The 25646-nt window shown below is 40.5% G+C and carries 22 protein-coding genes; 21 read left to right on the plus strand and 1 reads right to left on the minus strand.

Annotated features, from left to right (window positions below):
• The first annotated feature begins 66 nt into the window (after window positions 1–66).
• The 10 genes from rpsA (at window position 67) to abc-f (ending at window position 10779) form a co-directional block, all read left to right on the plus strand.
• Window positions 67–1245, plus strand: coding sequence for a 30S ribosomal protein S1 (gene rpsA / locus ACQ4KW_RS05000; RefSeq protein WP_430885431.1), 1179 nt, complete (start codon window positions 67–69; stop codon window positions 1243–1245).
• Between the two features lie 180 nt (window positions 1246–1425).
• Complete coding sequence (locus ACQ4KW_RS05005) at window positions 1426–1608, plus strand: hypothetical protein (protein WP_430885432.1); 183 nt, start codon at window positions 1426–1428, stop codon at window positions 1606–1608.
• A 222-nt stretch (window positions 1609–1830) separates the two neighbouring features.
• On the plus strand, window positions 1831–2715 hold the full coding sequence (locus ACQ4KW_RS05010) for an exonuclease domain-containing protein (protein WP_430885433.1): 885 nt from the start codon (window positions 1831–1833) through the stop codon (window positions 2713–2715).
• Entirely contained in the window at window positions 2712–2942 is a 231-nt protein-coding gene (locus ACQ4KW_RS05015) for a DUF2164 family protein (protein WP_430885434.1), read from the plus strand. The genes ACQ4KW_RS05010 and ACQ4KW_RS05015 overlap by 4 nt, the downstream gene beginning before the upstream one ends.
• A gap of 96 nt (window positions 2943–3038) precedes the next feature.
• Window positions 3039–3518: a GNAT family N-acetyltransferase gene (locus ACQ4KW_RS05020; protein ID WP_430885435.1), complete on the plus strand. Its 480-nt coding sequence runs from the start codon at window positions 3039–3041 to the stop codon at window positions 3516–3518.
• 12 nt (window positions 3519–3530) lie between these two features.
• Window positions 3531–4445, plus strand: coding sequence for a TolB family protein (locus tag ACQ4KW_RS05025; RefSeq protein ID WP_430885436.1), 915 nt, complete (start codon window positions 3531–3533; stop codon window positions 4443–4445).
• 15 nt (window positions 4446–4460) lie between these two features.
• Window positions 4461–5216 carry an MBL fold metallo-hydrolase gene (locus ACQ4KW_RS05030; RefSeq protein ID WP_430885437.1) on the plus strand — a complete coding sequence of 252 codons (756 nt, stop codon included), beginning with the start codon at window positions 4461–4463 and terminating at the stop codon, window positions 5214–5216.
• Window positions 5217–5680: 464 nt separating this feature from the next.
• A complete protein-coding gene (locus ACQ4KW_RS05035) occupies window positions 5681–8182 on the plus strand; it encodes a Lon protease family protein (RefSeq protein ID WP_430885438.1) in 2502 nt (833 codons plus the stop codon).
• Window positions 8183–8428: 246 nt separating this feature from the next.
• Complete coding sequence (locus tag ACQ4KW_RS05040) at window positions 8429–9193, plus strand: prolyl oligopeptidase family serine peptidase (protein WP_430885439.1); 765 nt, start codon at window positions 8429–8431, stop codon at window positions 9191–9193.
• 8 nt (window positions 9194–9201) lie between these two features.
• Window positions 9202–10779, plus strand: coding sequence for a ribosomal protection-like ABC-F family protein (gene abc-f / locus ACQ4KW_RS05045; RefSeq protein WP_430885440.1), 1578 nt, complete (start codon window positions 9202–9204; stop codon window positions 10777–10779).
• An 84-nt stretch (window positions 10780–10863) separates the two neighbouring features.
• Here abc-f and ACQ4KW_RS05050 read toward each other — a convergent pair whose 3' ends face one another.
• Complete coding sequence (locus ACQ4KW_RS05050) at window positions 10864–11430, minus strand: 5-formyltetrahydrofolate cyclo-ligase (protein WP_430885441.1); 567 nt, start codon at window positions 11428–11430, stop codon at window positions 10864–10866.
• A 359-nt stretch (window positions 11431–11789) separates the two neighbouring features.
• Here ACQ4KW_RS05050 and ftsE point away from each other — a divergent pair, with 359 nt between their 5' ends.
• From ftsE to ACQ4KW_RS05105, 11 genes are all read left to right on the plus strand, one after another.
• A complete protein-coding gene (ftsE, locus tag ACQ4KW_RS05055; protein ID WP_430885442.1) occupies window positions 11790–12476 on the plus strand; it encodes a cell division ATP-binding protein FtsE in 687 nt (228 codons plus the stop codon).
• The gene (gene ftsX / locus ACQ4KW_RS05060; RefSeq protein WP_430885443.1) at window positions 12466–13362 is read left to right on the plus strand and encodes a permease-like cell division protein FtsX; all 897 of its coding nucleotides are present in this window, start codon (window positions 12466–12468) and stop codon (window positions 13360–13362) included. The genes ftsE and ftsX overlap by 11 nt, the downstream gene beginning before the upstream one ends.
• A gap of 12 nt (window positions 13363–13374) precedes the next feature.
• Window positions 13375–14523, plus strand: coding sequence for a murein hydrolase activator EnvC family protein (locus tag ACQ4KW_RS05065; protein WP_430885444.1), 1149 nt, complete (start codon window positions 13375–13377; stop codon window positions 14521–14523).
• Window positions 14524–14543: 20 nt separating this feature from the next.
• On the plus strand, window positions 14544–15866 hold the full coding sequence (locus ACQ4KW_RS05070; protein WP_430885445.1) for a S41 family peptidase: 1323 nt from the start codon (window positions 14544–14546) through the stop codon (window positions 15864–15866).
• 3 nt (window positions 15867–15869) lie between these two features.
• Window positions 15870–16994: an AI-2E family transporter gene (locus ACQ4KW_RS05075; protein ID WP_430885446.1), complete on the plus strand. Its 1125-nt coding sequence runs from the start codon at window positions 15870–15872 to the stop codon at window positions 16992–16994.
• 429 nt (window positions 16995–17423) lie between these two features.
• Complete coding sequence (gene uvrB, locus ACQ4KW_RS05080; protein WP_430885447.1) at window positions 17424–19409, plus strand: excinuclease ABC subunit UvrB; 1986 nt, start codon at window positions 17424–17426, stop codon at window positions 19407–19409.
• Window positions 19410–19445: 36 nt separating this feature from the next.
• Window positions 19446–22265, plus strand: coding sequence for an excinuclease ABC subunit UvrA (gene uvrA, locus ACQ4KW_RS05085; RefSeq protein ID WP_430885448.1), 2820 nt, complete (start codon window positions 19446–19448; stop codon window positions 22263–22265).
• A 268-nt stretch (window positions 22266–22533) separates the two neighbouring features.
• Window positions 22534–22881, plus strand: a complete 348-nt coding sequence (eutS, locus tag ACQ4KW_RS05090) for an ethanolamine utilization microcompartment protein EutS (RefSeq protein WP_430885449.1) — start codon at window positions 22534–22536, stop codon at window positions 22879–22881.
• Between the two features lies 1 nt (window position 22882).
• Window positions 22883–23308 carry a EutP/PduV family microcompartment system protein gene (locus ACQ4KW_RS05095; RefSeq protein WP_430885450.1) on the plus strand — a complete coding sequence of 142 codons (426 nt, stop codon included), beginning with the start codon at window positions 22883–22885 and terminating at the stop codon, window positions 23306–23308.
• Window positions 23309–23333: 25 nt separating this feature from the next.
• Window positions 23334–23912 carry an ANTAR domain-containing response regulator gene (locus ACQ4KW_RS05100; RefSeq protein WP_430885451.1) on the plus strand — a complete coding sequence of 193 codons (579 nt, stop codon included), beginning with the start codon at window positions 23334–23336 and terminating at the stop codon, window positions 23910–23912.
• The gene (locus tag ACQ4KW_RS05105; protein WP_430885452.1) at window positions 23896–25341 is read left to right on the plus strand and encodes a sensor histidine kinase; all 1446 of its coding nucleotides are present in this window, start codon (window positions 23896–23898) and stop codon (window positions 25339–25341) included. The genes ACQ4KW_RS05100 and ACQ4KW_RS05105 overlap by 17 nt, the downstream gene beginning before the upstream one ends.
• Window positions 25342–25646: the final 305 nt, after the last annotated feature.

Below are 25646 nucleotides of genomic sequence, written 5' to 3' on the forward strand. Positions count from 1 at the left end.
GTTATCTTGAAGATACCAACGTAAATATATAAGTTCATCATGAATATTTATCAAGGAGAGTGTAAAATGACAGATCAGCAGGATATGAACCAGTTCATGGATGAAATTGATAAGTCTATGACAAAACTGGAAAAAGGTGCAATTCTAAAAGGCACAGTTATGACTGTAGGTGAGGAAGACGTAATTGTAAACATTGGACATATGTCGGATGGTATTATTACGAAAAATGAACTCACTTCAGAAAGTGGCAAAGAGCCATCACAAATCGTTTCTGAAGGCGACGAAATTGATGTGTATGTATTAAAGGCTGACGATGGCGAGGGCAATGTGGTGCTTTCAAAAAAACGTGCAGACCAAGTTGTGGTTTGGGACGAACTGGCTGAAGCATTTGAAAACGGAAAAACAATGGACATTACAGTTAAAGAAACTGTAAAGGGTGGCGCTGTAGCCTTTGTAAAGGGTGTGCGTGCATTTATTCCAGCGTCTCAGCTTTCCGTGGCCTATGTTGAAGATCTTGAATCCTTTGTGGGGCAGGAACTTAATGTAAAAATCATCGAACTGAACAAAGAAAAGAAGAATGTTGTGCTTTCTCGTAGAGAAGTGGAACAGGGTGAGTTAAAGGAAAAGCGTGCAAAACTTTGGGACACACTTCTACCGGGTGACACAATGAAGGGCGAGGTTAAACGTCTTGAAAAGTTTGGTGCTTTTATTGATATTGGTGGACTTGACGGCCTGGCTCATATTTCTCAACTGAGCTGGAAGCGCGTGAAGCACCCAAGTGAAGTGGTTAGCATTGGCGACCAAGTGGATGTTGAAATTCTAAGTGTGGATAAGGAAAAGAATAGACTTTCACTGAAGGTTCTTAATGTACAGGATAATCCTTGGGATAATATCAACGCTTACCACAATGTCAACGATGTGGTTGAAGGCACAGTTGTCCGTGTGGCTGATTTTGGTGCATTTGTTGCTCTTGAATCAGGGGTTGAAGGTCTTGTTCACGTTTCTGAAATTTCCAATGAACACATAAAACACCCTAAGGATGCTCTTCAAGCAGGTCAAAAGGTTGAAGTTCGTATTCTTGACATCAAACCAGGAGACCAGCGCATGAGCTTGTCTATCAAAGCAGTTGATGATGATTCGGCGGCGGTTGAACAAGCTGTGGAAGAGTTTGCACAAGAAGGCGATGCAACAGCGACACTGGGAGATGTTCTTTCTGATAAACTAAAGGACTTCTTCAAAGAATAAATGAAAGCATATCATAAGTGTTATATAAGTGAGTCATTTTAACACAAGTGCTAGATGCTGAAATTATATGAACCCTCTAAGACCGAACGCATGGCTTAGAGGGTTTTCGTGTAAGTAAGTCTATACGGGGTATAACAGACCATACCAGGCAAATGATTCAAAGCACAAAGGAGAACAAGTATGAAACCGATCAAAGGCATGAACCTCTTTTCAGGTAACGGGAATCAACCAGAAACACAAGTGCGACTGGGGTTATTTCACATTGATGTTCATATACATAGAAGAATACCCCTTTTAAAAATAATTGTAGCAGGTATTGCCCTGATCTATTGGCTAAAGACAATTGAAAGACCTAAGCCATAAACTGAGAGAAAAAGATTTTCTATATGAAAAGGTTGTGATCAAGCAGCCTTTTTTTTATGCCTTTTTTTTAGGATTTGTGTTATATTTCCTTATTCCGCTTACAGAAAAGCCATATGGAAAAGACTGAAACCGTGATTTTTGATATAATCAAGACCAGACAATATGTTCTGTGCATAATGACATGGGAACATATGAAATGAATCGATATCGAGAGGGTAAAGTATGGATTTTGTAGTACTGGATTTTGAGACAACGGGTCTTCGCAATGAAGACACCATTATAGAAATTGGATATGTATGGATTCGTGATGGAAAAATAAAAGATGAGAGAAGCACACTTGTTAATCCAGGTAAACCCATATCAAGAAGAATTACTAAAATAACAGGTATAAGCACGGAAATGGTAAAAGATGCACCCTATTTATCAGATATTATTGAAGGCTTTTCTAGATTTTTGAGAGGCAAATTAATCGTGGCTCACAACGCCTCATTTGACATGCGTTTTTTGAACAATGCTTTAAAAGATGCAGGACTAGATCCCATAAATGAATATATTTGTACGATGCGAATGTTTCGAGCCTATAAGAAAGAGATGGGCATATCCACACCGGGAGCTAAACTATCTGACCTGACGGCTTTTTTCACTCTTCATAATGACAGGGCCCATAGAGCCCTTGAAGATGCACAGGTGACAGCCAAGGCTTTTATGAATATGGCACAGGTTCTTGATTGGAAGAAATGGATTAGTGGCAAGACTAAGCCAAGGCAAAAAACGGACCGGGTTAAGCAGTACGAAACTTGTCTTGAAAAAGGTATGGATATACAAGACATTGCACAAGCTATGAATGTCAAAGAAGCCACTGTTATGAAGTATTTTTATGACTGGATCAATGGAGAAAATTATAAAATTTATGAAGCCTATATTCGTCGGCAATTGCCTGAAACGAAGACGATTATGCTCATTCTTGATGCAGCAAGACAAGATGGACGAACGAAAAAAGTCTACGATTTGGTTCGCGATCACGCAACCTTTAACCAAGTTCACTTGGTTATGAAAATAAAGCAGTTGAAGTTACAAAGTTTATTTGACCTGGAAGACCAAGCATGAGAAAAAGACCATTAAAGTTTGATGATGAGACAAAAAAGAGAATGATTGAAGACATACAAGTCTTTTTTAGAGAAGAACGGGATGAGGATATTGGTGACCTTGCAGCCATGCTGGTTCTGGACTTCTTTACTGAAAACATGGCTATTGAAGCCTACAATCAAGGGGTTCGTGACACACTTCGGTACATGAGCGAGCGGGTCGAAGATGCCTATAGTTTAGAAAGGTAGGTCAAATCTACAAGGGACTTCCTCAAGGGATTTGAAACTATCATAGACACAATCTTATAAATAATATAGACGATAAACTTGAACCAGGGGGACTATATGAACATTTCAGAAGTGAAAATGACAGATGCAGAAGCACTATTTGATTTTTGCACACGATTAAGGGAAGAACATGCTGAGATGTCCTTTGCTGATGTGACATCAATCAAGGATGTTATATCGTGGATTGAAAATGATCATGAGCACTTGTTTATGATGCGCGAAGCCAACCATATAATAGCCCTTGTTAAGGCAAAACAAGGACATGAAGGAAGAAACCACAGTGCCTTTATGTCGGCAGCGGTGCTTAAGTCAAGACGGGGAGAAGGACTGGTGAACAGATTGGCAGAAGAGGTCTACCCCCGTTTAAAAGAACGTGGTATTAAAATTGTAAGAGCCTATATTTACAGCAACAATCATTCCTCCATTAGCGCCGTCTTAAAAGAAGGGTTTCACTGCACAGGTTCTGTACATATGCATCATTTTAATGAAGCAACAAATGAATGGGTGGATGATTTAATCTTCCATAAATACTTGTAGTGGAGTGTTAAAATGAAAAAAAATTTGAAAACAAAATTTAAAGTTACAGCCCTATGTGTAGTGGCCTTGTCTTTACTTGCTTGTTCTGAAGAGTCGTCCAGACTCGATCCAACATCACAGATTGAAGACTTAGAGATGGTTATTACAGCAGAACAGGGGCGGGTTCAAACCCTGGAAAAGGAAGTATCAGAATTAAAGATTCAGCTTTCGACGGCCCTTGATAAAATAAATGAACTCGAAAATGTTTCTAATAATTTGCCATCAGAAACGGGTCTGAGTGACCAGGTTAGAAGAGAGAACGCAGAACTGGTACGCCTTGTTTTTCAAAGCATGACAGACGGTCTGGATATGAAAGCTTTAGAGGGTCTCATATCAACATATGATAGTGTGTATAAACTTTCAAAATCGCCCGAGGAAGACAAGGGGCTTATATGGGTCACTGGAAAGAAAAATCAGGGGGATTTATACTTGGTTTCTAGTGAGGGTTCTGACTCTAAGGGGGCTTTGCCCATTTTCTTAGGACGTTTTGAAAATCTGACCCTAGCCAAGTGGTCACCAGACAATAAGCACCTTATAATTGAAACAGAAAGCAAGGGGCAGTTGAAAGGTCATTTAATAAATATTCAGACCCAGGAAACCCTGGCTACAATGGAGTATACAGGTCTTCCCATATGGGCACCAGACGGGCGTTTTTTTGTTTATCTAAATGAGAATCCCAACGAGTTATATACTGGGACAGAGACGCGTGACATGTATGCCACAGGTGTCTTTATGTACAGCTTTAAGACCCAGTCTTTTAGCATAATTGATCCAGGGGGAAGTGACTATATCTGTAAAGATCTAGGCGTTAAAGCCAGTGGTGAAATAACATATATTCAAAAATTTAAAGAAGGGAAAGAATCATACGCCAGTGTGCTTATAGATTAAAGTAAGGAGGAAAAAATGAAAATATGGCCTTTGGGAACTGGAGGATGGATGCCGGCTTTTGGGAGACAGACAAGTGCGACACTCATAGAGTATAACAATCGCTTAATCCTTATTGACGCAGGCACTGGCCTATCGAGATTAACGGATTTTTCCAGTGTTCTTAACCGGTATAAGGCGGTTGATCTGATTCTAACCCATTACCATCAGGATCATATCATGGGACTTTTTTTCTTGCCCAAGTTCTTAAAAGATAAAATGCTCACCATTTGGGGACCGGGTAAACCATACTATGATAGATCTTGTCAAAGTATAATCGAAGATAGTGCCAAGCAACCCTTTGGAACAACGGGTTATGAAACAATTGCTATGCAAGTTAAATGCAGGGATTATACCGAAGAAGGGTTTAAAATTGGCCCTGTTCAAATTGGCATCACAAGGCAGAATCATACCCTGCCGTCTTTTGGAATTACCATCGATAACAAGCTTCATATTGCAACGGACACGGATGTGAAGGCTGATGTTTTCTTGAAACCAGTTAAACTCCTTCTGCATGAATGTTGGGCACAAAGTAAGGATCAAGCCAAAGAACATGCCAGCATGGAAGCCCTGCAAGAAGCCTATGAAAGTCAAAAAATGGACACGAGGATTGAAAGTATTGGCATAATTCATCGTAATCCAAGCCATTCGGACACAGAGTACGCCCAGTGGATGAAGCCCCCTTTTTCATTGTTCATGAAAATGAACTCATCAAAATATAAAAACTTCTGGTAAGCTGTTTCCTGCTTACCTTTTTTTGCCTTTAAAATAAGTTGGAAAGACATTTAAATCACAAAAAATGTTCTAAATATGCAATGAAGACCAAAAAAATGTTTTTTTATGTTTTTTTGAACAAAAGGGTAATAAACACCTAACAAAAGGGTATTATTCATGTAAAATTAACAATTTTCAGAATAAATCAAAAGGAATTATATGGTTTGATCTTGAATTGTTATATATAGGCGTGATGCTTTTAGAAAACTTGAATCTTGTGTGACCACAGCATGAGTTCGAGATTTCATCAATACATGAATGGTATTTTGAAGTGTCAGGTCAATATATGAATAAATCTGAAAGACAAAATAACAAGTTTTGGCGAAAGCATGAAATACATGTCAAAAAAGTGTTGTGATTGTCAATTCGGGTATATTCCTTCAATGGCAAAAGAAAATCAACCACATAAGATGGGGGGAATACATATGAGCATCAATTTAGACAACTATAAACTTACTTATGGTCAATTGACCGCACCATGCGAAATGGATTGCTTGAGTTTTGACTCAACCGAAGAACTGGCACCACTACATGGCATCATTGGACAGGAACGGGCTTCCAAGGCAATGGATTTCGGTCTGAGTATTCGTAAAAGAGGTTACAATGTCTATGTGTCCGGAACTTGGGGGACTGGTAGAAACAGTTATGTCCGCCTTTTAACGGAGGAACAGGCTATTAAACGTCCAGTTCCAAATGACTGGGTCTATGTCAATAATTTTAAGGATTCTCACAATCCACTGGCCTTGAGTTTTGAACCAGGCCAGGGCAAGGAATTTATTAAAATTTTTGATAGAACCATTGAATTTCTAAAAAAAGAAATTAAGAATGTCTTTAACAGCAAGGATTATGAAAACACCAAAGCCATGGTTCTTCAGGAGTACACCAGAAACAGTGAAAAAGTCATAGAAGAGCTCAATGTCATCGGTGAAAAATATGGCTTCATGTTCACTCAAAATGAAAGAGGCCTGGTTAGCATACCTCTAAAAGAGGGCGAACCAATGAGTGAAGAAGAGTATAGAAGCATCACTGATGATGATTACGAAAAACTTCGTTCGAACTCCAACAAGCTTAGCCTCGAAACCGTAGAGCTGTTTAACAAGCTTAAGCAAGAAGAGGAAAGCTACAGAAATAAGGTCAAAAACCTGGATGAGCAAATGACCCGCCGTGTGGCCAGCTATCACTTAATGAACATTCGTGATCGATTTAAGGCCAATGATGCTGTAAAAGATTATCTTGATTCTGTGGTGGATGATATTGTTGAACATGTGGACCATTTCAGAAGTGATGGCGAACAGCAACAACAGCAAAATCCGCTTATGATGCTTCAGGCAAGAAACACTGAAGCCTTCTTCGATAGATACAAGCTCAACATGTTTATTGACAATTCAGAACAAAAGCATGCGCCAATTGTTTTTGCATCCAACCCGACCTATTATAATTTAATGGGACGCATTGAGTACAAGAATGAACTGGGTATGATGAAGACAGACTTTACTATGATTAAACCGGGAGCCCTTCACGAAGCCAATGGCGGCTATCTGATTGTGCTCGCCAAGGATATTCTTGTCAATCCATTGGCTTGGACAAGTCTTAAACGGGCCTTGCTCGATGAAAAAATACAAATTGAGTCCATTGGCAGCTTAACAGGATCTATAGTTTCAACGACTTTAAAACCTGACCCTGTGCCACTGGATGTTAAAATTATCGTAATTGGTGATCCGAGAACGTATCAGCTCCTATATGCCTATGATGAGGAGTTTAGAAAGCTCTTTAAGATCATGGCTGATTTTGAAATGACTCTAGAAAGAGATAAGGAGACCATTGAAAAATTATCTCGCTTTATTGCACGCCATGTACACAAAGACAATCTAAGACACTTTACCAAAGGGGCTGTGGGCAGAATTATCGAATTTAGCTCTAGAGAAGCCGATGATCAAGACAAGTTGAGCTCCCACCTCAACAAGTTGGTGGATGTCCTTTACGAATCAGATAGCTGGGCAGAATACTACGGCGATGAAAAAGTGGAAGCTGAACATGTGGAAAAAGCCCTCAATGAACTTGAAAATCGAAACAATAAAATTGAAGAGAAAGTTCTTGAAATGTTTGAAAAGGGCGACTATCTCATTGATGTAGATGGATCAAAAGTCGGTGAAATAAATGGTTTAGCTGTTATGGGAACAGGACAGTACCGCTTTGGAAAACCAAGTAAAATCACAGTTTCAACCTATAAAGGCCGAGCGGGTATTGTCAATATTGAAAGAGAAGTTAAGGCTTCTGGATCAAGCCATGACAAGGGCATCATGATTCTAACAGGCTATCTTGGTCAGAAATTTGCACAGAAAAAACCTCTGGCACTGACGGCGCAAGTTGTTTTTGAACAACTCTACTCAGGGGTTGATGGGGATTCAGCATCAAGTACCGAGCTTTACGCAATCCTGTCGAGTCTAGCAGGTGTTCCGATTAAGCAGTCTATTGCTGTTACAGGATCGGTGAACCAGCGTGGTGAAATTCAACCAATCGGTGGCGTCAATGAAAAAATTGAAGGCTTCTTCAAGGTGTGCCAGATGAAAGGACTCACAGGAGACCAGGGTGTCATGATTCCACATCAAAATGAAAAGAATCTAATGCTTTCTTCTGAAGTGCTTGAAGCAGTGAAGGAAGGCAAGTTCCATATTTACTCCGTACACACCATTGATGAGGGTATCGAAGTCCTTATGGATATAAAGGCCGGTAAACGCACAAGGAATGGCAGATTTGAAAAAGGCAGCCTGTACAATCTGGTAGACAAGAGACTCGAAGAGTTGGCAGAGCCTATTGCCAAGAGAAAATCTGATTTGAAAAACGAGAAATCAGAGGCCGCTTCAAAGGAGACTTCCACGACTTCAAAAAGCAAAAAAACAACAAAAGACAAGGAAGAAAAAAAATAAGGTCCTGAATCAATGAAACTTGCATAGCATGATTTTACACCCCCGGATACACCTGCTGGTCAAGCAGGGGCCGGGGGTTCTGTGTATCTTTCATTAGTTTAATAGACCAAGCGGGAAAATAAATTAGTGGTTGACATTAAAATAAATTTAATGAATAATAAAGTTGAATGTATAAGGGCATATTTTTGAATGAATGATTGGCCTTATGAATGGACTTTATTAAAGAATGTTTAATAAGGAGGCCAAATGATGGAGTGGTCAGTATTTGAACTTGAGAATAAATTTGTAAAAGTGGAACACGATGTACTTGATAAGATTCCTGTCCTACGTTTTGTACCTAGACACTACGAGGGTGTTCTACCAACAGTTGTCTACTACCACGGTTGGCAGTCGTCTAAAGAACATTTGCGTTTTCAGGCCATGACCATAGCGAGTTTTGGATATCAGGTTATACTTCCAGATGCCTTGTACCACGGGCAGAGGGGAAGCATAGATTATGCGTCTTCTAATGTTATAGAAAGACATTTTTGGGAAGTGATTTTTAAGAGCATTGAGGAAGCGCCTAATTTCTTGAGTGCCATTATCAACACATACAAGACGGATTATAGAAATATTTTCTTGCTGGGTGACTCTATGGGTGCCATCACTATTCCAGGAATTTTTAAAAGAACACCACTTGTGAAAGGGATGGCAGCTATTAATGGCGTTTTCAACTGGACAAAGGCGATCCAGAGTGGAATACTGCCCCAGGATGACCGCTATAAAGACAAGATAGAAACCTATGATTTATCAAATCAAATGGCATTAATGGGTCAAAGACCTGTTCTAATATTGGCAGGCATGGAAGACAAGCAAATTCCAATACAAGGTCAAAAAGAATTTTATAATGCAGCCTTAAAAAATGGTTTTTCCATCGAAATGATTGAGTTCTCTTGTGTGGGCCACAGGGTCACAACAAGCATGCTCCACAATCTTATTACATGGCTTGACTGTAAAAGCAGCATTAAATAAATGAGGTGATGACAACTACTATAAAAATAGATAATATAACTTTCACACATGAGGGGGCTCTGACCCCCATTTTTAAAGATGTCACAATAAATATTGATACCAATTGGCGCCTAGGCATCATTGGACGCAATGGACGTGGAAAGACCACCTTGCTCAATCTAATAGCTGGTCGTTTAGAGCCTCAAAAGGGCATATGCGCTTGTCCAGAAAAGGTCTCTATGTTTCCTGTCAAAGTCAATGATGATTCAGAAACTGTGGCCCATCTTATCAAAGATTTAATAGGTCCTATTCGAGCGATTGAAAAGGAACTGAAAGTCCTAATGGGACAGACATCACAAGAAGCACTCGATCGGTATGGAGACCTTATTGAAAAGTACGAGTTTTATAGAGGGTATGAGCTGGATGCCCTTATAGAACGAGAAATCAGACTTTTAAGCCTTGCTCCCAAGTGCTTAGAACAAAAATATCTTGAACTCTCAGGTGGTGAGCAGACAAAAGTTCAAATTGCGGCCTTGTTTTTAAGACCCCAGAGTTATTTGTTGATTGATGAACCAACAAATCACCTTGATATTCATGGGCGTGCAGAGCTTGCTGACTACTTAAGCCAAAAGAGGGGCTTCTCATTGGTGTCCCATGATCAAGCCTTTATTGATGAATGTTGTGACCACATACTAGAGATTGGTAAGTCTGGCATCAAGATCGAAAAGGGAAATTACTCTTCCTGGGATGAAAACAGAAAACAACTTGAAAATTTTGAGCTTGAGAAAAAAGCCAAACTGGTTAAGGAAGTGGACAAATTAACAGCCTCCGCCCGTATGGCCAGAGGCTATTCTCATAATAAAGAAAAAGAAAAGATAGGTGCTGGAGACAAGGGCTTTGTAGGTGCAAGATCTGCTCGTCTCATGAAGCGAGCAAAAAACCTTGAAAACAGACGTGAAAAAAAGTTGGATGAAGCAAAATCTCTTTTGAAGTCTTATGAAAGCATAAGGCGGCTGGAACTCAAACAAAAAGATCTTGATCAAGTGAAATACTTGCAGTTTCATAAGGTTTCATTTGCCTATGGGGACAATAAAGTCATTGAAGACTTAAACCTGACTGTGAATAGGGGAGATCGCATTTGGTTGCGTGGGGAAAATGGTGCAGGCAAATCAACCTTACTCAAGCTGATAACAGGTCAACTGACCCCAGACGATGGCTATACACACAGGGCCATAGACCTTAAAGTGACCCAGGCCTTCCAGGACATGCCCTTCAAATCAGGGCTGGTTAAAGACTATCTTGAATATTATCAAACAGATTTAACAGCATTTGTTAGAATGCTTGATTATTTTAATATGGATGTCGAGTATCTTGAAAGGGAGATTGCCACTCTAAGCGAAGGGGAACGTAAAAAGCTTGACTTGGCGAGGGCTTTTTCATCAGATGCTCCCCTCTATATTTGGGATGAACCCCTTAATTATATGGATTATCATTTCAGGGTTCAACTTGAAGAAGCTGTGCTAAAATATAAACCGACCGTGATCTTTGTAGAACACGACCGGTCATTTGGTGAGAAGATTGCCACTAAAACAGTGAACGTTTTTTAGAAGGCCAAGACATCTGTAGTTTGACTTTAAAACAGGAAGGCTCAATGTTAAAAAATTCATCTGCAAGAGGTCGGTCTAAATGGCCTACTGGCAAGTAATAAATTTAGACTCCGTAATGATGCCGTCAATCCGAATATCATGATCTTCAACGGGTAAGCTGTCAATGATTTGAAGATCAAAAGCCAAGGCAATTTTAGGAACAGTTGCCTTCATGAGTGGAATAAGTTGGTCATAGTAGCCGCCACCATAGCCTAGACGCTCCCCTGATTCAGTAAAGGCCACACCAGGCATAAAAACAAAATCGATTTGGTTTGGCTCAATAAATGTGTCATGGGAAGGCTTTGGTTCTAAGATCCCAAGAGGGGATAAATCCATATCGTCGAAACTGTCGATCAGACAAAGTTCTAAAATGGGAGACCCCTTTTTGACACGGGGAATGACCACCTGTCTGTTATTCTTCCAAAGCCACTCGATGATTGGTCTTGTTTCAACTTCTTTTCTGAAGTCCATGAAAATCATCACATAATCAGCGTTCTCAAGTAAGTTTAAAGTCGTGATTCTTTCAAGAATATCACGGCTTTTTTTGTGCCAGATTTCCTCTTGTAAAGCTCTTCTTTTTTGAATCATTTCCTTCCTGAGTGTCTTTTTCATATCTATCCTCCAAAATTGTAATCATTATTTAATCAAAAACGTTTCGTAATCAGGCCTATACCCATTATAATAAATAGTAGAGAAGATTTTTAAGTTTTTTGTCGTAAATTATTACAAAACCCGAATTGTTTATATTGAACAAGTTGTGAAATGGCATTTTCAACGTTTCTGGGTTAAGATAGGTCTAAATATAGACCTAAGATAATTTACGTTTACAAGCACTCGATATATTATGGTGAGCGATCTGCAATATCTCATGGAAGTGTGGCTGAATTATCATCAAGATAGAAGCCGATGGAGTTTTATAATTGCAAGCGCCTAGATGGCAATAAACGAAGGACAAAATGAGAGGTGTTTCAATGATACAAATGGTAGGGGTATCGAAGCGTTATGGAAATGGCATGTTGGCTGTTTCTGATATAAATATTCACGTGAAAAAGGGCGATTTTGTTTTCCTGGTGGGCACAAGTGGTGCTGGTAAGTCCACGGTCATTAAAATGCTTTTGAAAGAAGAAAATTGTACCAAGGGTCGAATCATTGTAGATGATGTGGAAATTACGAGACTTCATAGAAGGCAAGTGCCTTTTTTAAGACGTAAAATGGGCGTGGTTTTTCAGGACTACCGCCTGCTTCCCAATAAGACCGTTTTTGAAAATGTTGCCTTCGCTATGGAGATAACAGGAGCATCCCAAAGGGAAATTCGTAAGAATGTTCCTATGATTCTGTCCGTTGTTGGACTTGCAGACAAGCAGAAATGTTATCCCAACCAGTTGTCAGGTGGAGAACAGCAGCGTGTGTCCATTGCAAGAGCCATGATCAACAACCCACCAATCCTAATTGCGGATGAGCCAACAGGCAATCTTGACCCGGAAACATCTTGGGACATAATGAAAATACTAAAACAGATTAATAGACGTGGTACCACAGTTGTGATGGCCACCCATGATAAAGAAATCGTAGACATCATGCAACAAAGAGTTATTGCACTAGAGAATGGACGTGTCGTCCGCGACGAAATGGGAGGGCTTTACGGTTATGAAGATTAGTCAGTTTAATTATACAATAAAGGAATCCATTAAGAATTTATGGAGAAACAGGATGATGTCCTTTGCCTCCATGTCTTCAGTGGCGGCGACCTTACTTATTCTTGGGATTATATTCATATTGATTATTAATATTTCCAGTCTTGCACAAGGGGCAAAAGATCAGTTTGACACCATTCAGGTTTATCTGGTGGATGAACTTGAAGGCCAGGAAGTTGAAACCGTTGGCCAACAGCTCTATGCACTGGAAGGTGTTAAGGAAATTTACTTTGAAACAAAGCAGGACGCTCTTAATAAAATGAAAATGGAGTGGGAGGACAATGGCTACCTGCTTGAAGGCCTTGAGGAAAATCCTTTGCCGAATTCCTATATAGTGACCTTGTATGATATAGGCTATTCTGATTATGTTGTCGAGGAAATTCAGAAGATTTCAGGCGTGGAGGAAGTCAAGTTCTATCAGGACGTCGTTATGAAGATTATTGAAATCACAAACTATATCAAGAATATTGGTATGGTCATCATCTTCATTCTGGTTGCAATATCAACATTCATCATACACAATACGATCAAACTGGCCGTCAATGCCAGACGTCGTGAGATTGGAATTATGAAGTATGTTGGTGCAACAAGTTGGTTTGTCCGCTGGCCATTTCTTCTTGAAGGCACCCTACTAGGTATTTTTGGTGCGGTACTTGCAATTGGTGTTCTTCATATAGGCTATGCCTATACTTATAGCATGTTCACTTCAAAGTTTTATGTGCTTATTGCTGCCTACTTGGTTTCAGCCCAAACTATAACGGCCGACTTATTGGTTATATTTATTGTTATTGGAGCGGGTATTGGGGCACTTGGCAGTCTATTATCTATGAGACGATACCTACAAGTTTAAAGGGGGCAGAAAATGACTCAACGAGATAAATCAAGACCGATTCTTCTTCTACTTTGTCTTCTTCTAATCGTTCCTGCCATACCAAACACACTGTCGTTTGGTAATGATGAACTGCAAAACACATCAGATGAACTCAATAAAATTGAAGGTGAATTGAAGGCTATCGACAAAGAAAGATCCAACAAAAAATATGAAGAAAACAAGGTTTTAAGAAATATACGGGATCTTGAAACAAATATCAAGAAACTTGAGTCGGAGATGAATCGTCTAAACGAAGAAGTCTCTGCGACAGAAACTAAAATTTACGACACACAAGAAAAATTAAAACAGGCCGAAGAGGGTATTAATTTAAAGACAGATCTTCTGAATTCCAGGTTGCGTGTCATGTATAAGACTGGACAGGTTGGATATCTGGAAGTATTACTGGGATCATCAGATTTTGAAGATCTCATGACGCGGGTGGACATGCTTCAAAAAATATACACCCATGACATCAATCTCATCGATTATATGACTGAGCAAAAACAGCAAGTGGCTGAAAGAAAAGCCCAGCTGGAACTCTATAAAGATGAGAGACAAGTTCAAATCAATGAACTTGATGGCAAAAGAAAGCTTCTAAGAGGGGATATGGCTTCCTTGGAAGGGGCAAAAGTGGCTCTTTCCAAAGACTTAAAGGCTCTTGAAGCCAAAGAGGATGAACTGGAAGAAGATGCAAAAAAATTAACGCAAATCCTGAAGAGTTTGAAGCTTCAAGCCACTTATGTTGGTGGTCAAATGGCTTGGCCTACTCCGGGGTACACACGCATCACATCACCGTTTGGTTATAGAATTCATCCAATTTACAAAACGAGAAAACTTCATACAGGGATAGATATTGCCATTCCTACAGGAGGCGGCATCACAGCGGCTCAAGCTGGAACAGTGGCTTACTCAGACTGGTACGGGGGTTATGGAAAGGTTATTATGATCGACCATGGTGGTGGCATTGTAACCCTATATGCCCACAACTCCAAGTTGCTTGTGAAGGTGGGACAGAAAGTGAGTATCGGAGAGTCAATTGCCGAGGCGGGCGCAACTGGGAATGTAACTGGAGCCCATCTTCATTTTGAAGTCCGTGTGAATGGTGAAATGACCGATCCGATGGAGTATGTAAACCCGTAGACAGAGATTGAGGTGTCAAGATGTTTAGCAAAAAAACGATCGTCATATGGGCAGTTGTCATTCTGCTCTTATCAAATGCAGCAACCGGTGCGGTGGTCTACTTTGGAATGAGTATGTCACAGCTGGCTTCACTGGAAAGTGGAAACGGTGTGACCATTACCAAGGAAGACTATGAATATTACCAGTCCTTGCATGAACAAACCAAAGACGCCATTGAAGTGGGTGACAAACTGCTTATTTCAAAGGATGAATATGCGGCTCTTAACGAGGACAAGGAGACCTTTTCCAAGGTTATTGAACTCAGAAAGTTCATATTAGAAAATTACTATAAGGATTTTGATGAAGAAAAATTTATTGACGGTATCCTAAAGGGACTCTTTATGTCGCTTGAAGACCCTTACTCTGTTTATATGGGACAAGAAGAATTTGAAAGATTTACAGAGAGCAATGAAGGCTCTTATGGTGGTATTGGTGTTATTGTAGCGCCAACAGAAGATGGATTTATCACTGTGGTTTCTCCAATTGAAGACACACCAGGAGAAAGAGCCGGACTCAAATCTGGTGACAGGATCATCAAGGTTGAGGGAGAAGATGTTAACGCAGAGCTTATGGATGAAGCCGTGCGCAATATGCGTGGAGAACCTGGCACATCAGTGAGCATAACCATTTTTAGAGATGGTGTTGCCAATCCAATAGATGTCTCAATAACAAGAGAAGAAATTCGACTCAAAACAGTGAAGTCGAGAATGTTGAATGACGATCTGGCCTACATTCGAATTTCCATGTTTGATCAAATCACTGCCGATGATTTCAAAACCCACATGGATGGTCTCTTGAAAGAAAATCCAAAAGGGCTTGTCATAGACCTTAGAAACAACCCTGGGGGCTCTCTAGGTGAAGTGGTTGATATTGCAGATCAACTACTCGGCAACCAGATGATTGTCTACACTGAGAACAGAGTGGGACAAAAACGTGAATACAAGTCAGGTTTTATGAAAGTGGACCTTCCAATCACAGTCCTTGTTAATGGCGGTTCAGCCAGTGCCTCAGAAATACTTGCAGGGGCCATTCAAGACACGGATTCTGGAACGATAATTGGTGAAACAACCTTCGGTAAGGGGATTGTACAAACTGTTATTCCGCTTGATGACGGGACGGGCTTCAAATTAACAACTTCGCAGTATTTTACACCTAACGGACGGAACATTCATGGTATAGGTATTGAGCCGGATGTGGTTATAGAAATGCCAGATAGCTATTATGAAATCGATGAGCCAACAGATGAAGACGACGTTCAACTACAAAAAGCCATAGAGGTTTTGAACGATCAAATTGGAGAGTAATTAATGAAAAGAATACCCTATATAGCATATTTACCCCTCATCATATCATCGATGATTGCCTACAAGCTCATTGATCGAATTGAATCTGTGGGTGGGTTTTTGCAGCTGATTGTGACGATATTAGTGCCTTTTATTTGGGCCTTTGTCATCGCCTATTTGGCCAATCCCTTACTAAAGAAAATAGAAATGAAGTTTAAATTAGGACGCGGACTCAGCATTGCCATAGTGTATGCAATTATCGTCAGCGTGGTTGGCCTCTTCTTCACGTTGGTTATACCGAGTATTGTTCAAAGTATCACCGACATTCTGCGAAATGTACCTGGGTATGTTGACACTGCAGAAGCTTGGGGAACACAGCAATACGCTGAAATGGAAAGACTGGGACTGATTGAATCCCTTGAAAACTTCGATGTGACTTCAATGCAGGAAATATTTGATCGGGCATCTGCATCATTCAACACAATCCTGACAGGCGTTCTAACGGGTGTGTTTGGTGTGACATCAGGTGTGTTCAAAATATTCATTGGTATGATTATTTCCATATATATGCTCAAGGATAAGGAAAACTTTATTGGGGGTATAAAAAGAATCAACTATGCTCTATTAAAAGTTGAACACGCGGACAAAGCCGTTGCTTTTATGAAAGAGGTCGATGAGATTTTCTCAAAATACATCATTGGAAAAATGATTGATTCCTTGATTGTTGGGATTATATGCTTTATGGGACTCTGGTTCTTGAAAGCCCCATACGCACTTTTAATGGCTATTATTGTTGGGGTCACAAATATGATCCCTTACTTTGGACCATTTATTGGTGCTGTGCCGGCTGTTATTATTACCCTGTTTACAAGCCCAATTACGGCCTTGTGGGTAACGCTCTTTATTATTGTCTTACAGCAACTTGATGGTTACATCATTGGACCATTTATTTTAGGTGATTCAGTAGGGCTTTCCCCTTTCTGGATTATCCTTGCCATTCTCATAGGTGGTGGTCTCTTTGGCATATTGGGCATGTTGATTTGTGTGCCTGTTATGGCTGTGGTTAGAAATATGTTTAGCCGTTATATCAATAGAAGGCTGGATGAAAAGAGTTTAAGCTTTGAAAAGCTGGACGTTGATTCGAGATAAGAGACGCATCTTGCTAAAATCTCAATAGAATTGCTTCATAAAAAGAATATTTTTATAAAATTTATATGAAGATTGACAAGTCCTCGATGTGTTGGCCTTAACTCCAACATGTTGAGGATTTTTTTTGCCTAGAATTGAATTTGACTAAGGTGAAAAGAGTAAAGGGGCAATGTTAATAATACCTGATGTGTCATGAAACACATATATAATGAACTTTTTATGAAGTCTATTTAATGTGGATAATTATTGTGATATATTGATGAGGTCATGAATATTCTGGCTTAGTTGAACCATTATCCCTTCATTGGGTATGAAGATAAATATGGGGCTTTGGCCCGCGAAAATATCCCTTCAAGAAAATTTGACGAAGGTTTATGAAAAGCATATAATAGATATGGTATCGAACAAGTGTTTGGCGAGAGGTGACATATGAATCATTTTAAAGTTGTATCTGAATTTGAACCCACGGGTGATCAGCCGAGAGCCATTGAAGCCCTTGCTGAGAGCATTACCGAGGGCAATAAATGCCAGACCCTCTTAGGGGTTACTGGTTCGGGCAAGACTTACACAGTGGCAAAAGTCATTGAAAAAGTGCAAAAGCCAACCCTGGTTATTGCCCATAACAAGACTTTGGCAGCTCAGCTCTGTAGTGAGTTCAGAGAGTTTTTCCCTGAGAATGCCGTAGAATACTTTGTTTCATATTATGATTACTATCAGCCAGAAGCTTATGTGGTTCATTCGGATACATTCATTGAGAAAGATTCCTCAATTAATGACGAGATCGATAAACTGCGACACTCGGCGACAGCGTCATTATATGAGCGTCGAGATGTTATTATAGTGGCTTCCGTTTCCTGTATCTATGGACTGGGTGCCCCGATTGATTACAAAAAAATGGTCGTTTCCCTTAGACCTGGCATGGAACGTTCGAGAGAAGACATACTGTCTAAACTTGTGGACATTCAATATGTTAGAAATGACATAAACTTTGTCAGAAACACCTTTCGGGTGCGAGGCGATGTCATTGAGATTTTTCCTGCAGCAGCGTCTGAGAATGTTGTTCGAGTGGAGCTCTTTGGAGATGAAATTGACCGCATAACAGAAGTGAACGCACTAACTGGTGAGATCATTGGAACAAGAGATCGTGTCTCCATTTTCCCTGCATCCCACTATGTAACCAGCAAAGAGAATATTGAAAGAGCCGTTGTGGCCATAGAACAAGAATTAGAAGAACGTATTGCCTATTTTAAAAGCGAAGGCAAACTGGTCGAAGCCCAGCGCATCGAACAGCGTACGCGATACGATATAGAAATGTTAAAAGAAATGGGATTTTGCCAAGGCATTGAAAACTACTCCAGACACATCAATAATCTGCCAGCAGGGGTAAGACCCTATACGCTCATGGATTATTTCCCGGATGACTATATGGTTGTTGTGGATGAATCCCATGTGAGTTTGCCTCAAATTCGAGGCATGTTTGGTGGCGATAGGTCTAGAAAACAGAATCTTGTAGAGTATGGATTCAGACTGCCGTCGGCCCTTGACAATAGACCTCTTAATTTTGGGGAATTCGAAGAAATCATGCCCCAGGGTCTTTTTGTCAGTGCCACACCAGGACCTTATGAAAAAGAGCACAGTAAAAAAATAGTTCAACAAATTATCAGACCAACGGGTCTACTTGATCCACCGATAGAAGTGCGACCTGTCAAGGGACAAATTGACGATCTTTATTCGGAAATTCTAAAAAGAATTGAAAAGAAAGAGCGTGTCCTTGTTACCACCCTCACAAAGAAAATGTCAGAAGACCTTGCGGACTACTTTAAAGAAATGGACTTAAAGGTTAAATACCTTCACTCGGATATTGATACCATAGAAAGAATGAAGATCATCAAGGACTTACGTTCAGGTGTCTTTGATGTTCTTATTGGAATCAACCTCTTAAGGGAAGGGCTTGATCTGCCTGAAGTGTCCCTTGTGGCCATCCTAGATGCTGACAAGGAAGGTTTTTTACGTTCCGAAACATCTATGATTCAGACTGTTGGACGTGCCGCACGTAATTCAAATGGGTATGTTATTATGTATGCCGACAAGGTCACAAGGTCTATGCAAGTGGCCATAGATGAAACCGAAAGGCGTCGTGAAATTCAGCAGGCCTACAACGAAGAGCATGGTATCACACCACAAACTATAAAGAAAAACATTCACGCTGTTATAGAAGCAACGAAAGCAGCAGAAGATGAAGAAGAGTATGAAGCGGTTCTTAATGAAGACCTTATGGAACACGAATCGCTTGAAGGATATATAAAAGAGCTGGAAGAAGAAATGATGGCAGCTTCACAGGCCCTACAGTTCGAAAGGGCTGCTGAACTACGTGATAGAATCGTGGCTCTGAAGGAAAAGTTAAGTAAACAGTAGTGAAACACCAGCACAAGCTGTGTTTAGAGGTGACTTATGAATAAAAACTACATTGAAGTTAAGGGTGCAAAAGAACACAATCTGAAAAATATTGACATCAAGCTCCCCCGTGATCAAATGATTGTTGTTACAGGGCTCAGTGGTTCGGGTAAATCCTCGCTGGCTTTTGATACGATTTACGCAGAAGGACAAAGACGCTATGTGGAGAGTCTATCAGCTTATGCCAGACAGTTCTTAGGACAAATGGAAAAGCCGAATGTGGAATACATTGAAGGCTTATCACCAGCCATATCCATTGACCAGAAAACAACCAGCCGTAATCCGCGGTCCACAGTGGGAACGGTCACTGAAATCTATGACTATTTAAGACTCCTATACGCTCGTGCAGGCACACCCCACTGTCCGGTGTGTGGGGAAGAAATTTCCCAGCAATCGGTGGATCAAATCGTTGACCAAGTTATGGGACTTGAAGAGAGAACCAAGGTTCAAATTCTTAGTCCAGTCATTCGTGGAAAAAAAGGCACCCATAAGAAAGAACTGGCCCAGCTTAAAAAAGAGGGATATGTTCGTGTTCGTGTCAATGGAGAAATTAGGGAGTTTTCAGAAGAAATCACCCTAGAAAAGAATAAAAAACATAATGTGGAAGTGGTCATAGATAGAATTATTATCAAGGCCGAAGCCAAGCAAAGAATTTCTGATTCCATTGAGACAGCGCTGAAGTTGGCCGATGGGGTTGTCATCATCAATGTTATTGATGGAGAGGACCTAACATATAACACAAACTTTGCATGTACAAAACACGGCGTGGGCATATCTGAAATGGAGCCCCGAATGTTTTCTTTCAATGCACCATATGGCGCATGTGAAAACTGTAAGGGCCTAGGTCACTTGCTCAAGGTTGACCCAGAACTTGTGGCACCAGATATGAGCCTAAGTGTGGCTGAAGGCGCCATCGTTCCTATAGCTTCATCGGGAGAAGGCACATATTATGTTCAAATGGTTGAGTCTGTTTTGAAAGACCACGGCTATGATAGTGATGTGCCTCTTAAAGACATGTCAGAGGAAGCCGTTCATGACATACTTTACGGTACAGGTGACCGTGTTATTGAGTTCCACTATGAAAGCAAGTATGGTGGGGTTAGAAAGTACAAGGCTCCATTTGAAGGCATGATTGGAAACTTGGAAAGACGTTATAAAGAAACCAACTCAGATTACATGAGACAAAAAATAGAAACATACATGAGTTTAACACCTTGTGAGGCCTGCGGAGGCCAGCGACTCAAGCCAGAATCTCTAGCGGTGACATTTGGCGGCAAGAATATATTTGATGTGACAGAAATGGCAGTGCGCGATTCTGTAAACTTCTTTTCTTCTGTTAAACTGGATGCCAAAAAGACTAAGATTTCCGAGCAAATTTTAAAAGAGATCAATGCAAGACTGTCCTTCCTGCAAAATGTTGGTCTTGACTATCTCACCCTGTCGAGATCTGCTGGGACATTATCCGGAGGGGAGTCACAGCGTATAAGACTGGCCACACAAATTGGTTCTGGACTGGTGGGGGTTCTTTATATCCTTGATGAGCCAAGTATAGGCTTACATCAACGAGACAATCAAAAACTCCTTAAAACCCTTAGAAACTTGACCAACATAGGCAATACCCTCATCGTGGTTGAACATGATGAAGAAACCATAGCGTCGGCAGACTACATTGTTGACATTGGTCCAGGGGCTGGAGAACATGGGGGCCATATAGTTGCAGAAGGTCCAATTGAAGATATTCTAAGCAACGAAAATTCCTTAACAGGTCAGTATCTGTCAGGAAAAATAAGCATTCCTATTCCTGACAAGAGAAGACAACCAAGAGAAAACTGGATAAAAATTGAGGGGGCAAGAGAAAACAACCTTCAGTCCATAAATGTTGAATTTCCAACAGGCGTGTTCACCTGCGTGACAGGTGTCTCTGGCTCAGGTAAGAGTTCTCTTGTGAATGAAATCCTCTATAAGTCTGCAGCGGCAAGCTTATATAGAACCAGAACAAGGCCGGGCAAGCATGATTCCATTCATGGACTTGAACACATAGACAAGGTCATAGACATCGACCAGTCCCCAATTGGTAGGACGCCTCGTTCAAATCCTGCAACTTATACAGGGGTCTTTGACCATATAAGAAACCTCTTTGCATCCACCAACGAAGCCAAGATAAGAGGGTATCAAAAAGGTCGATTCAGCTTTAATGTTAAAGGTGGGCGTTGCGAGTCCTGCAAGGGCGACGGCATTATAAAAATTGAGATGCACTTTCTCCCTGACGTCTATGTCCAGTGTGATGTATGCAAGGGCAAACGCTATAATAGGGAAACCCTCCAGGTTAAATACAAGGGCAAGACCATTGCGGACGTTCTTGATATGACTGTTGAAGAAGCCCTAAAGTTCTTTGAAAACGTACCGGCCATTAAGAGAAAGCTTCAAACCCTTCACGATGTTGGGCTTGACTATATTAAATTAGGACAACCTTCCACGCAACTATCCGGTGGGGAAGCCCAAAGAATTAAACTGGCTTCAGAGCTCTCAAAGAGAAGCACAGGCAAGACCCTTTATATTCTCGATGAGCCGACCACAGGCCTTCATATGCATGATGTCAGCAATCTGATTCTAGTCCTTCAGCGCCTTGTTGAAGGTGGCAACACCGTGGTTGTTATTGAACATAATCTGGATATGATAAAGTGCAGTGACTATATTATCGATATTGGTCCTGAAGGTGGAGACGGTGGTGGCATGATTGTCGCTCAGGGCACACCCGAGCAAGTGGCTAAGAAAAAGAAATCCTATACAGGTCAGTTCCTGAAAAAAATATTGTAGGCTTTAAGGCCGTATTTATGGGGTTTAAATATTTAAGGATTTTAAGACTAAGATGAAGACCCTTAAGAGCTTGAGTAGACCAAGTCTTAAGGAAATAAAACAGAAGAAATGAAATAATTATACGAAAAAAGTAAAAGTATCAGTTGAAACAGCAGAAGTTTTGTGATAACATTTTCCTAGCACAACGGCGTGCATGATTATGAGCATCGGGGCTCGCAGTAACTAGATTACTGCGAGCCCTTTTTTTGTGACTGGGAGGTCATGCCGTATGAGTGAAGAAAAACAAAGAGTCATACAGGAATACGTTCCTGGCAAACAAATTACCCTGGCCCATGTGATTGCCAATCCCAAACAGGATGTGTGCAAAAAACTTGGTCTAAATACAGAAACCACAAGTGCCATAGGCATTCTAACCATCACACCTAGTGAAGGGGCTATCATCGCTGCTGATGTGGCCACAAAGGCATCCGGTGTTGAAATAGGATTCCTAGATAGATTCAGCGGATCGCTGGTCGTATCAGGTGATGTGGGTAGTGTTGAAGAAGGTTTGAAGGAAGTCTTAAGTGCTTTAAGCGACATGCTTGGTTTTACACCAGCAAAGATTACGAGGTCATAAGATGGCCAAAATAATGTTTGTGGGAAAAACCCAAGTGGGAAAGACAACGCTGATTCAAGCCCTCAAAGACGAAGAACTCAGTTATAGAAAAACCCAAGCAGTGGAGTATCATGAAAGCATTATTGACACACCGGGAGAATACATTGAAAACCCTAGATACTATAATGCCATTGTCACCATGTCCTTTGACGCTGATATGTTAGCCCTTGTACATGATGTGACCAGTGATGCTTGCTATTTTCCCCCAGGCTTTGGTGATATGTTTAACATTAAGGTGATTGGCATTTTAACGAAAACTGATGCGGAAGATGGAAACCGGGATAGAGCTGAAAATTGGTTAAAAGAAGCAGGAGCAAGCGAAATATACTCTGTAAGCGCTTATGCCAATGAGGGCATTGATGCACTTGCTGAGCTTCTGAAGTTATAGTTTAACTATTAAGGGGAGTGGAGTTATGTGTAGGAAGATTGTCATTGCCGATGATGAACCTATAACACGTATGAATATCGCTGAAATGCTTGAAGAAGCAGGTTATGAAGTCGTTGGTCAAGCGGCTGATGGCTTTGATGCTGTAGAAATATGTAAAAGAAACAGACCGGATCTAGCCATGCTGGATGTGAAAATGCCATTACTTGACGGCCTTAATGCCGCAAAGATTATTATATCTGAAGGGTATGCAAAAAGCGTTATGCTTCTTACAGCATACAGCAGTAAGGAGTTTGTTGAAAAGGCAAAAAATGTTGGTGTCATGAATTATTTGGTCAAGCCACTTACGGAAAAATCCATTCTTCCAGCTGTGGAAATTGCCATACATAATGCAAGCATGATTTCTGACTACAAAGAAGAAACCGTAAAAATGCAAGAAAAAATCGATGCACGTATTGTCATTGATAGGGCCAAGGGCGTACTTATAAAAAATCTTGGTTATTCAGAAGAAGAAGCTTACAACTACATTCGTAAGTTGAGTATGGACAAAAGAAGTACAATGAAGGAGATAGCACAAATCATTTTACTCAATGAAGAGACGAGGTGACAATGTGTTGGAGAAACTTTGCAAGAAATTCACAAATCTAAGTGATGAGGATATTGATAAAATCAAATCGGTGGAAAGCAATTTACCCCTTATAGCCAACCTATTTCGCACAGACGTTTTTATCGACTGTATGACACGGGAAAACGGTGTGGCGATTGTTGTGGCCCAAGCGGGTCCAAGTTACAGAGCATCCATATATAAAGAGAGTGTCATCGGGCAGTTTGCATACAGACGTAATGAACCCGCGGCTATTAGAACACTGGAACTTGGGATGCCCACAAGGGATCTGCGAGCGGTGACCCAAGAAGAGTTGCCTGTTAAGCAGACTGTGGTTCCCATTAAAAATGATATGGGCAAAACCATTGCCTGCCTGATCGTTGAAATGAATGTTCAGGATTCAGAAAATGATGATGCGCGAATGCAGATTCTTTCTAGAACAACAGAACAACTCTCAGAAACCCTCATGTCTTCCATGGACGACAAATTGATCATTCAGCCATACCTAAGCGATGGCATTGTGATATTTGATTCGGATGGCTACTCTAGGAGTTTAAATCCAGTGGCGGTTATGCTGTATAGAAAACTAGGGTATAGGGATGAACTGGTCAATATTCCATTTGATGATTTAACCCTTGATAATAAAAGATTTGATGAAATTCGTGAATCAGTAACCATCACAGTGTCAGAAGTCGAAATTGGAGGCAGAACCCTGCATATCAAATATGCGAACCTGTCCCTCAGTGAGTCAGATTTTGCTGGACTTATTATGGTCATAAAAGACATTACAGATAAAAGAGCTGTTGAGAAGGAATTGATTTCTAAGTCGGTGGCAATACGAGAAATACATCACCGGGTTAAAAATAATTTACAGACAATAGCCAGCTTATTGAAATTACAATCGAGAAGAATTGATAATAAAGAAGCAAAACACGCCTTTGATGAGAGTATTAGTCGGGTGATCAGTATTGCGGTAACCCATGAAATACTGGCTCAAAATGGTGTGGATGATGTTGATGTGAAGACAATTCTAAAAAAAATCACTCAAAATGTGATCGGTCTTCACTCATCAGCCTGCAATGTAGATGTCCAAATTGAAGGAGACACTTTTGAAATTTCCTCCGATGTGGCCACATCTATAGCACTTGTTGTCAATGAACTGCTTCAGAACAGCCTAGAATATGCATTTCCAGACCGTGACGAAGGCAACATTCGTATTGCCATTCAACGTGGCATACAGTATTCCAACATAAGTGTTGAAGATGATGGTGTCGGTTTTGACATTAAAATGTCCCGTAAAGGCAGTTTAGGCATGAAAATTATCACAAGCATTATACAGGATAATTTGAAAGGACGTTTTGATTTAGAAACTGGAGAAAATGGAACAAAAGTGACATTTGATTTTAAAATGAAATCAGATGAGATAGAGTAGCTAGCAACGAAAGCCATGGTCATCACTGGTTTATAAAACTTTATTTTTTCAGTCTAATGCCCCTAAATTTATATGTTATGCCCCTAATAAATAGATTGGGCGACTTGTAAAATATCATTCAAGACCCCGTCCTATACCATAATTAGATATTTTAGAACCACAAATTCTATATATGGGGAGGCGCTGGATCTGAAATTTTGCAAGCGCCTAGATTAAAAATGATAGATCATAGAATTATGCCCCCCATAATTCACCCCGGAGAAATCCGGATCACGTTAACGACCTCGGCACTTGCAGTATCAAAT

The organism is Tianxiuia mixotrophica, assembly GCF_050596425.1.
Taxonomy (GTDB): Bacteria; Bacillota; Clostridia; order Peptostreptococcales; family Acidaminobacteraceae.

What these genes read in the sequence shown, in the direction of transcription:
- rpsA (WP_430885431.1), top strand. Translation starts at nt 67, where the DNA reads ATGACAGATCAGCAGGATATGAACCAGTTCATGGATGAAATTGATAAG.
- ACQ4KW_RS05005 (WP_430885432.1), top strand. Translation starts at nt 1,426, where the DNA reads ATGAAACCGATCAAAGGCATGAACCTCTTTTCAGGTAACGGGAATCAA.
- ACQ4KW_RS05010 (WP_430885433.1), top strand. Translation starts at nt 1,831, where the DNA reads ATGGATTTTGTAGTACTGGATTTTGAGACAACGGGTCTTCGCAATGAA.
- ACQ4KW_RS05015 (WP_430885434.1), top strand. Translation starts at nt 2,712, where the DNA reads ATGAGAAAAAGACCATTAAAGTTTGATGATGAGACAAAAAAGAGAATG.
- ACQ4KW_RS05020 (WP_430885435.1), top strand. Translation starts at nt 3,039, where the DNA reads ATGAACATTTCAGAAGTGAAAATGACAGATGCAGAAGCACTATTTGAT.
- ACQ4KW_RS05025 (WP_430885436.1), top strand. Translation starts at nt 3,531, where the DNA reads ATGAAAAAAAATTTGAAAACAAAATTTAAAGTTACAGCCCTATGTGTA.
- ACQ4KW_RS05030 (WP_430885437.1), top strand. Translation starts at nt 4,461, where the DNA reads ATGAAAATATGGCCTTTGGGAACTGGAGGATGGATGCCGGCTTTTGGG.
- ACQ4KW_RS05035 (WP_430885438.1), top strand. Translation starts at nt 5,681, where the DNA reads ATGAGCATCAATTTAGACAACTATAAACTTACTTATGGTCAATTGACC.
- ACQ4KW_RS05040 (WP_430885439.1), top strand. Translation starts at nt 8,429, where the DNA reads ATGATGGAGTGGTCAGTATTTGAACTTGAGAATAAATTTGTAAAAGTG.
- abc-f (WP_430885440.1), top strand. Translation starts at nt 9,202, where the DNA reads ATGACAACTACTATAAAAATAGATAATATAACTTTCACACATGAGGGG.
- ACQ4KW_RS05050 (WP_430885441.1), bottom strand. Translation starts at nt 11,430, where the DNA reads ATGAAAAAGACACTCAGGAAGGAAATGATTCAAAAAAGAAGAGCTTTA.
- ftsE (WP_430885442.1), top strand. Translation starts at nt 11,790, where the DNA reads ATGATACAAATGGTAGGGGTATCGAAGCGTTATGGAAATGGCATGTTG.
- ftsX (WP_430885443.1), top strand. Translation starts at nt 12,466, where the DNA reads ATGAAGATTAGTCAGTTTAATTATACAATAAAGGAATCCATTAAGAAT.
- ACQ4KW_RS05065 (WP_430885444.1), top strand. Translation starts at nt 13,375, where the DNA reads ATGACTCAACGAGATAAATCAAGACCGATTCTTCTTCTACTTTGTCTT.
- ACQ4KW_RS05070 (WP_430885445.1), top strand. Translation starts at nt 14,544, where the DNA reads ATGTTTAGCAAAAAAACGATCGTCATATGGGCAGTTGTCATTCTGCTC.
- ACQ4KW_RS05075 (WP_430885446.1), top strand. Translation starts at nt 15,870, where the DNA reads ATGAAAAGAATACCCTATATAGCATATTTACCCCTCATCATATCATCG.
- uvrB (WP_430885447.1), top strand. Translation starts at nt 17,424, where the DNA reads ATGAATCATTTTAAAGTTGTATCTGAATTTGAACCCACGGGTGATCAG.
- uvrA (WP_430885448.1), top strand. Translation starts at nt 19,446, where the DNA reads ATGAATAAAAACTACATTGAAGTTAAGGGTGCAAAAGAACACAATCTG.
- eutS (WP_430885449.1), top strand. Translation starts at nt 22,534, where the DNA reads ATGAGTGAAGAAAAACAAAGAGTCATACAGGAATACGTTCCTGGCAAA.
- ACQ4KW_RS05095 (WP_430885450.1), top strand. Translation starts at nt 22,883, where the DNA reads ATGGCCAAAATAATGTTTGTGGGAAAAACCCAAGTGGGAAAGACAACG.
- ACQ4KW_RS05100 (WP_430885451.1), top strand. Translation starts at nt 23,334, where the DNA reads ATGTGTAGGAAGATTGTCATTGCCGATGATGAACCTATAACACGTATG.
- ACQ4KW_RS05105 (WP_430885452.1), top strand. Translation starts at nt 23,896, where the DNA reads ATGAAGAGACGAGGTGACAATGTGTTGGAGAAACTTTGCAAGAAATTC.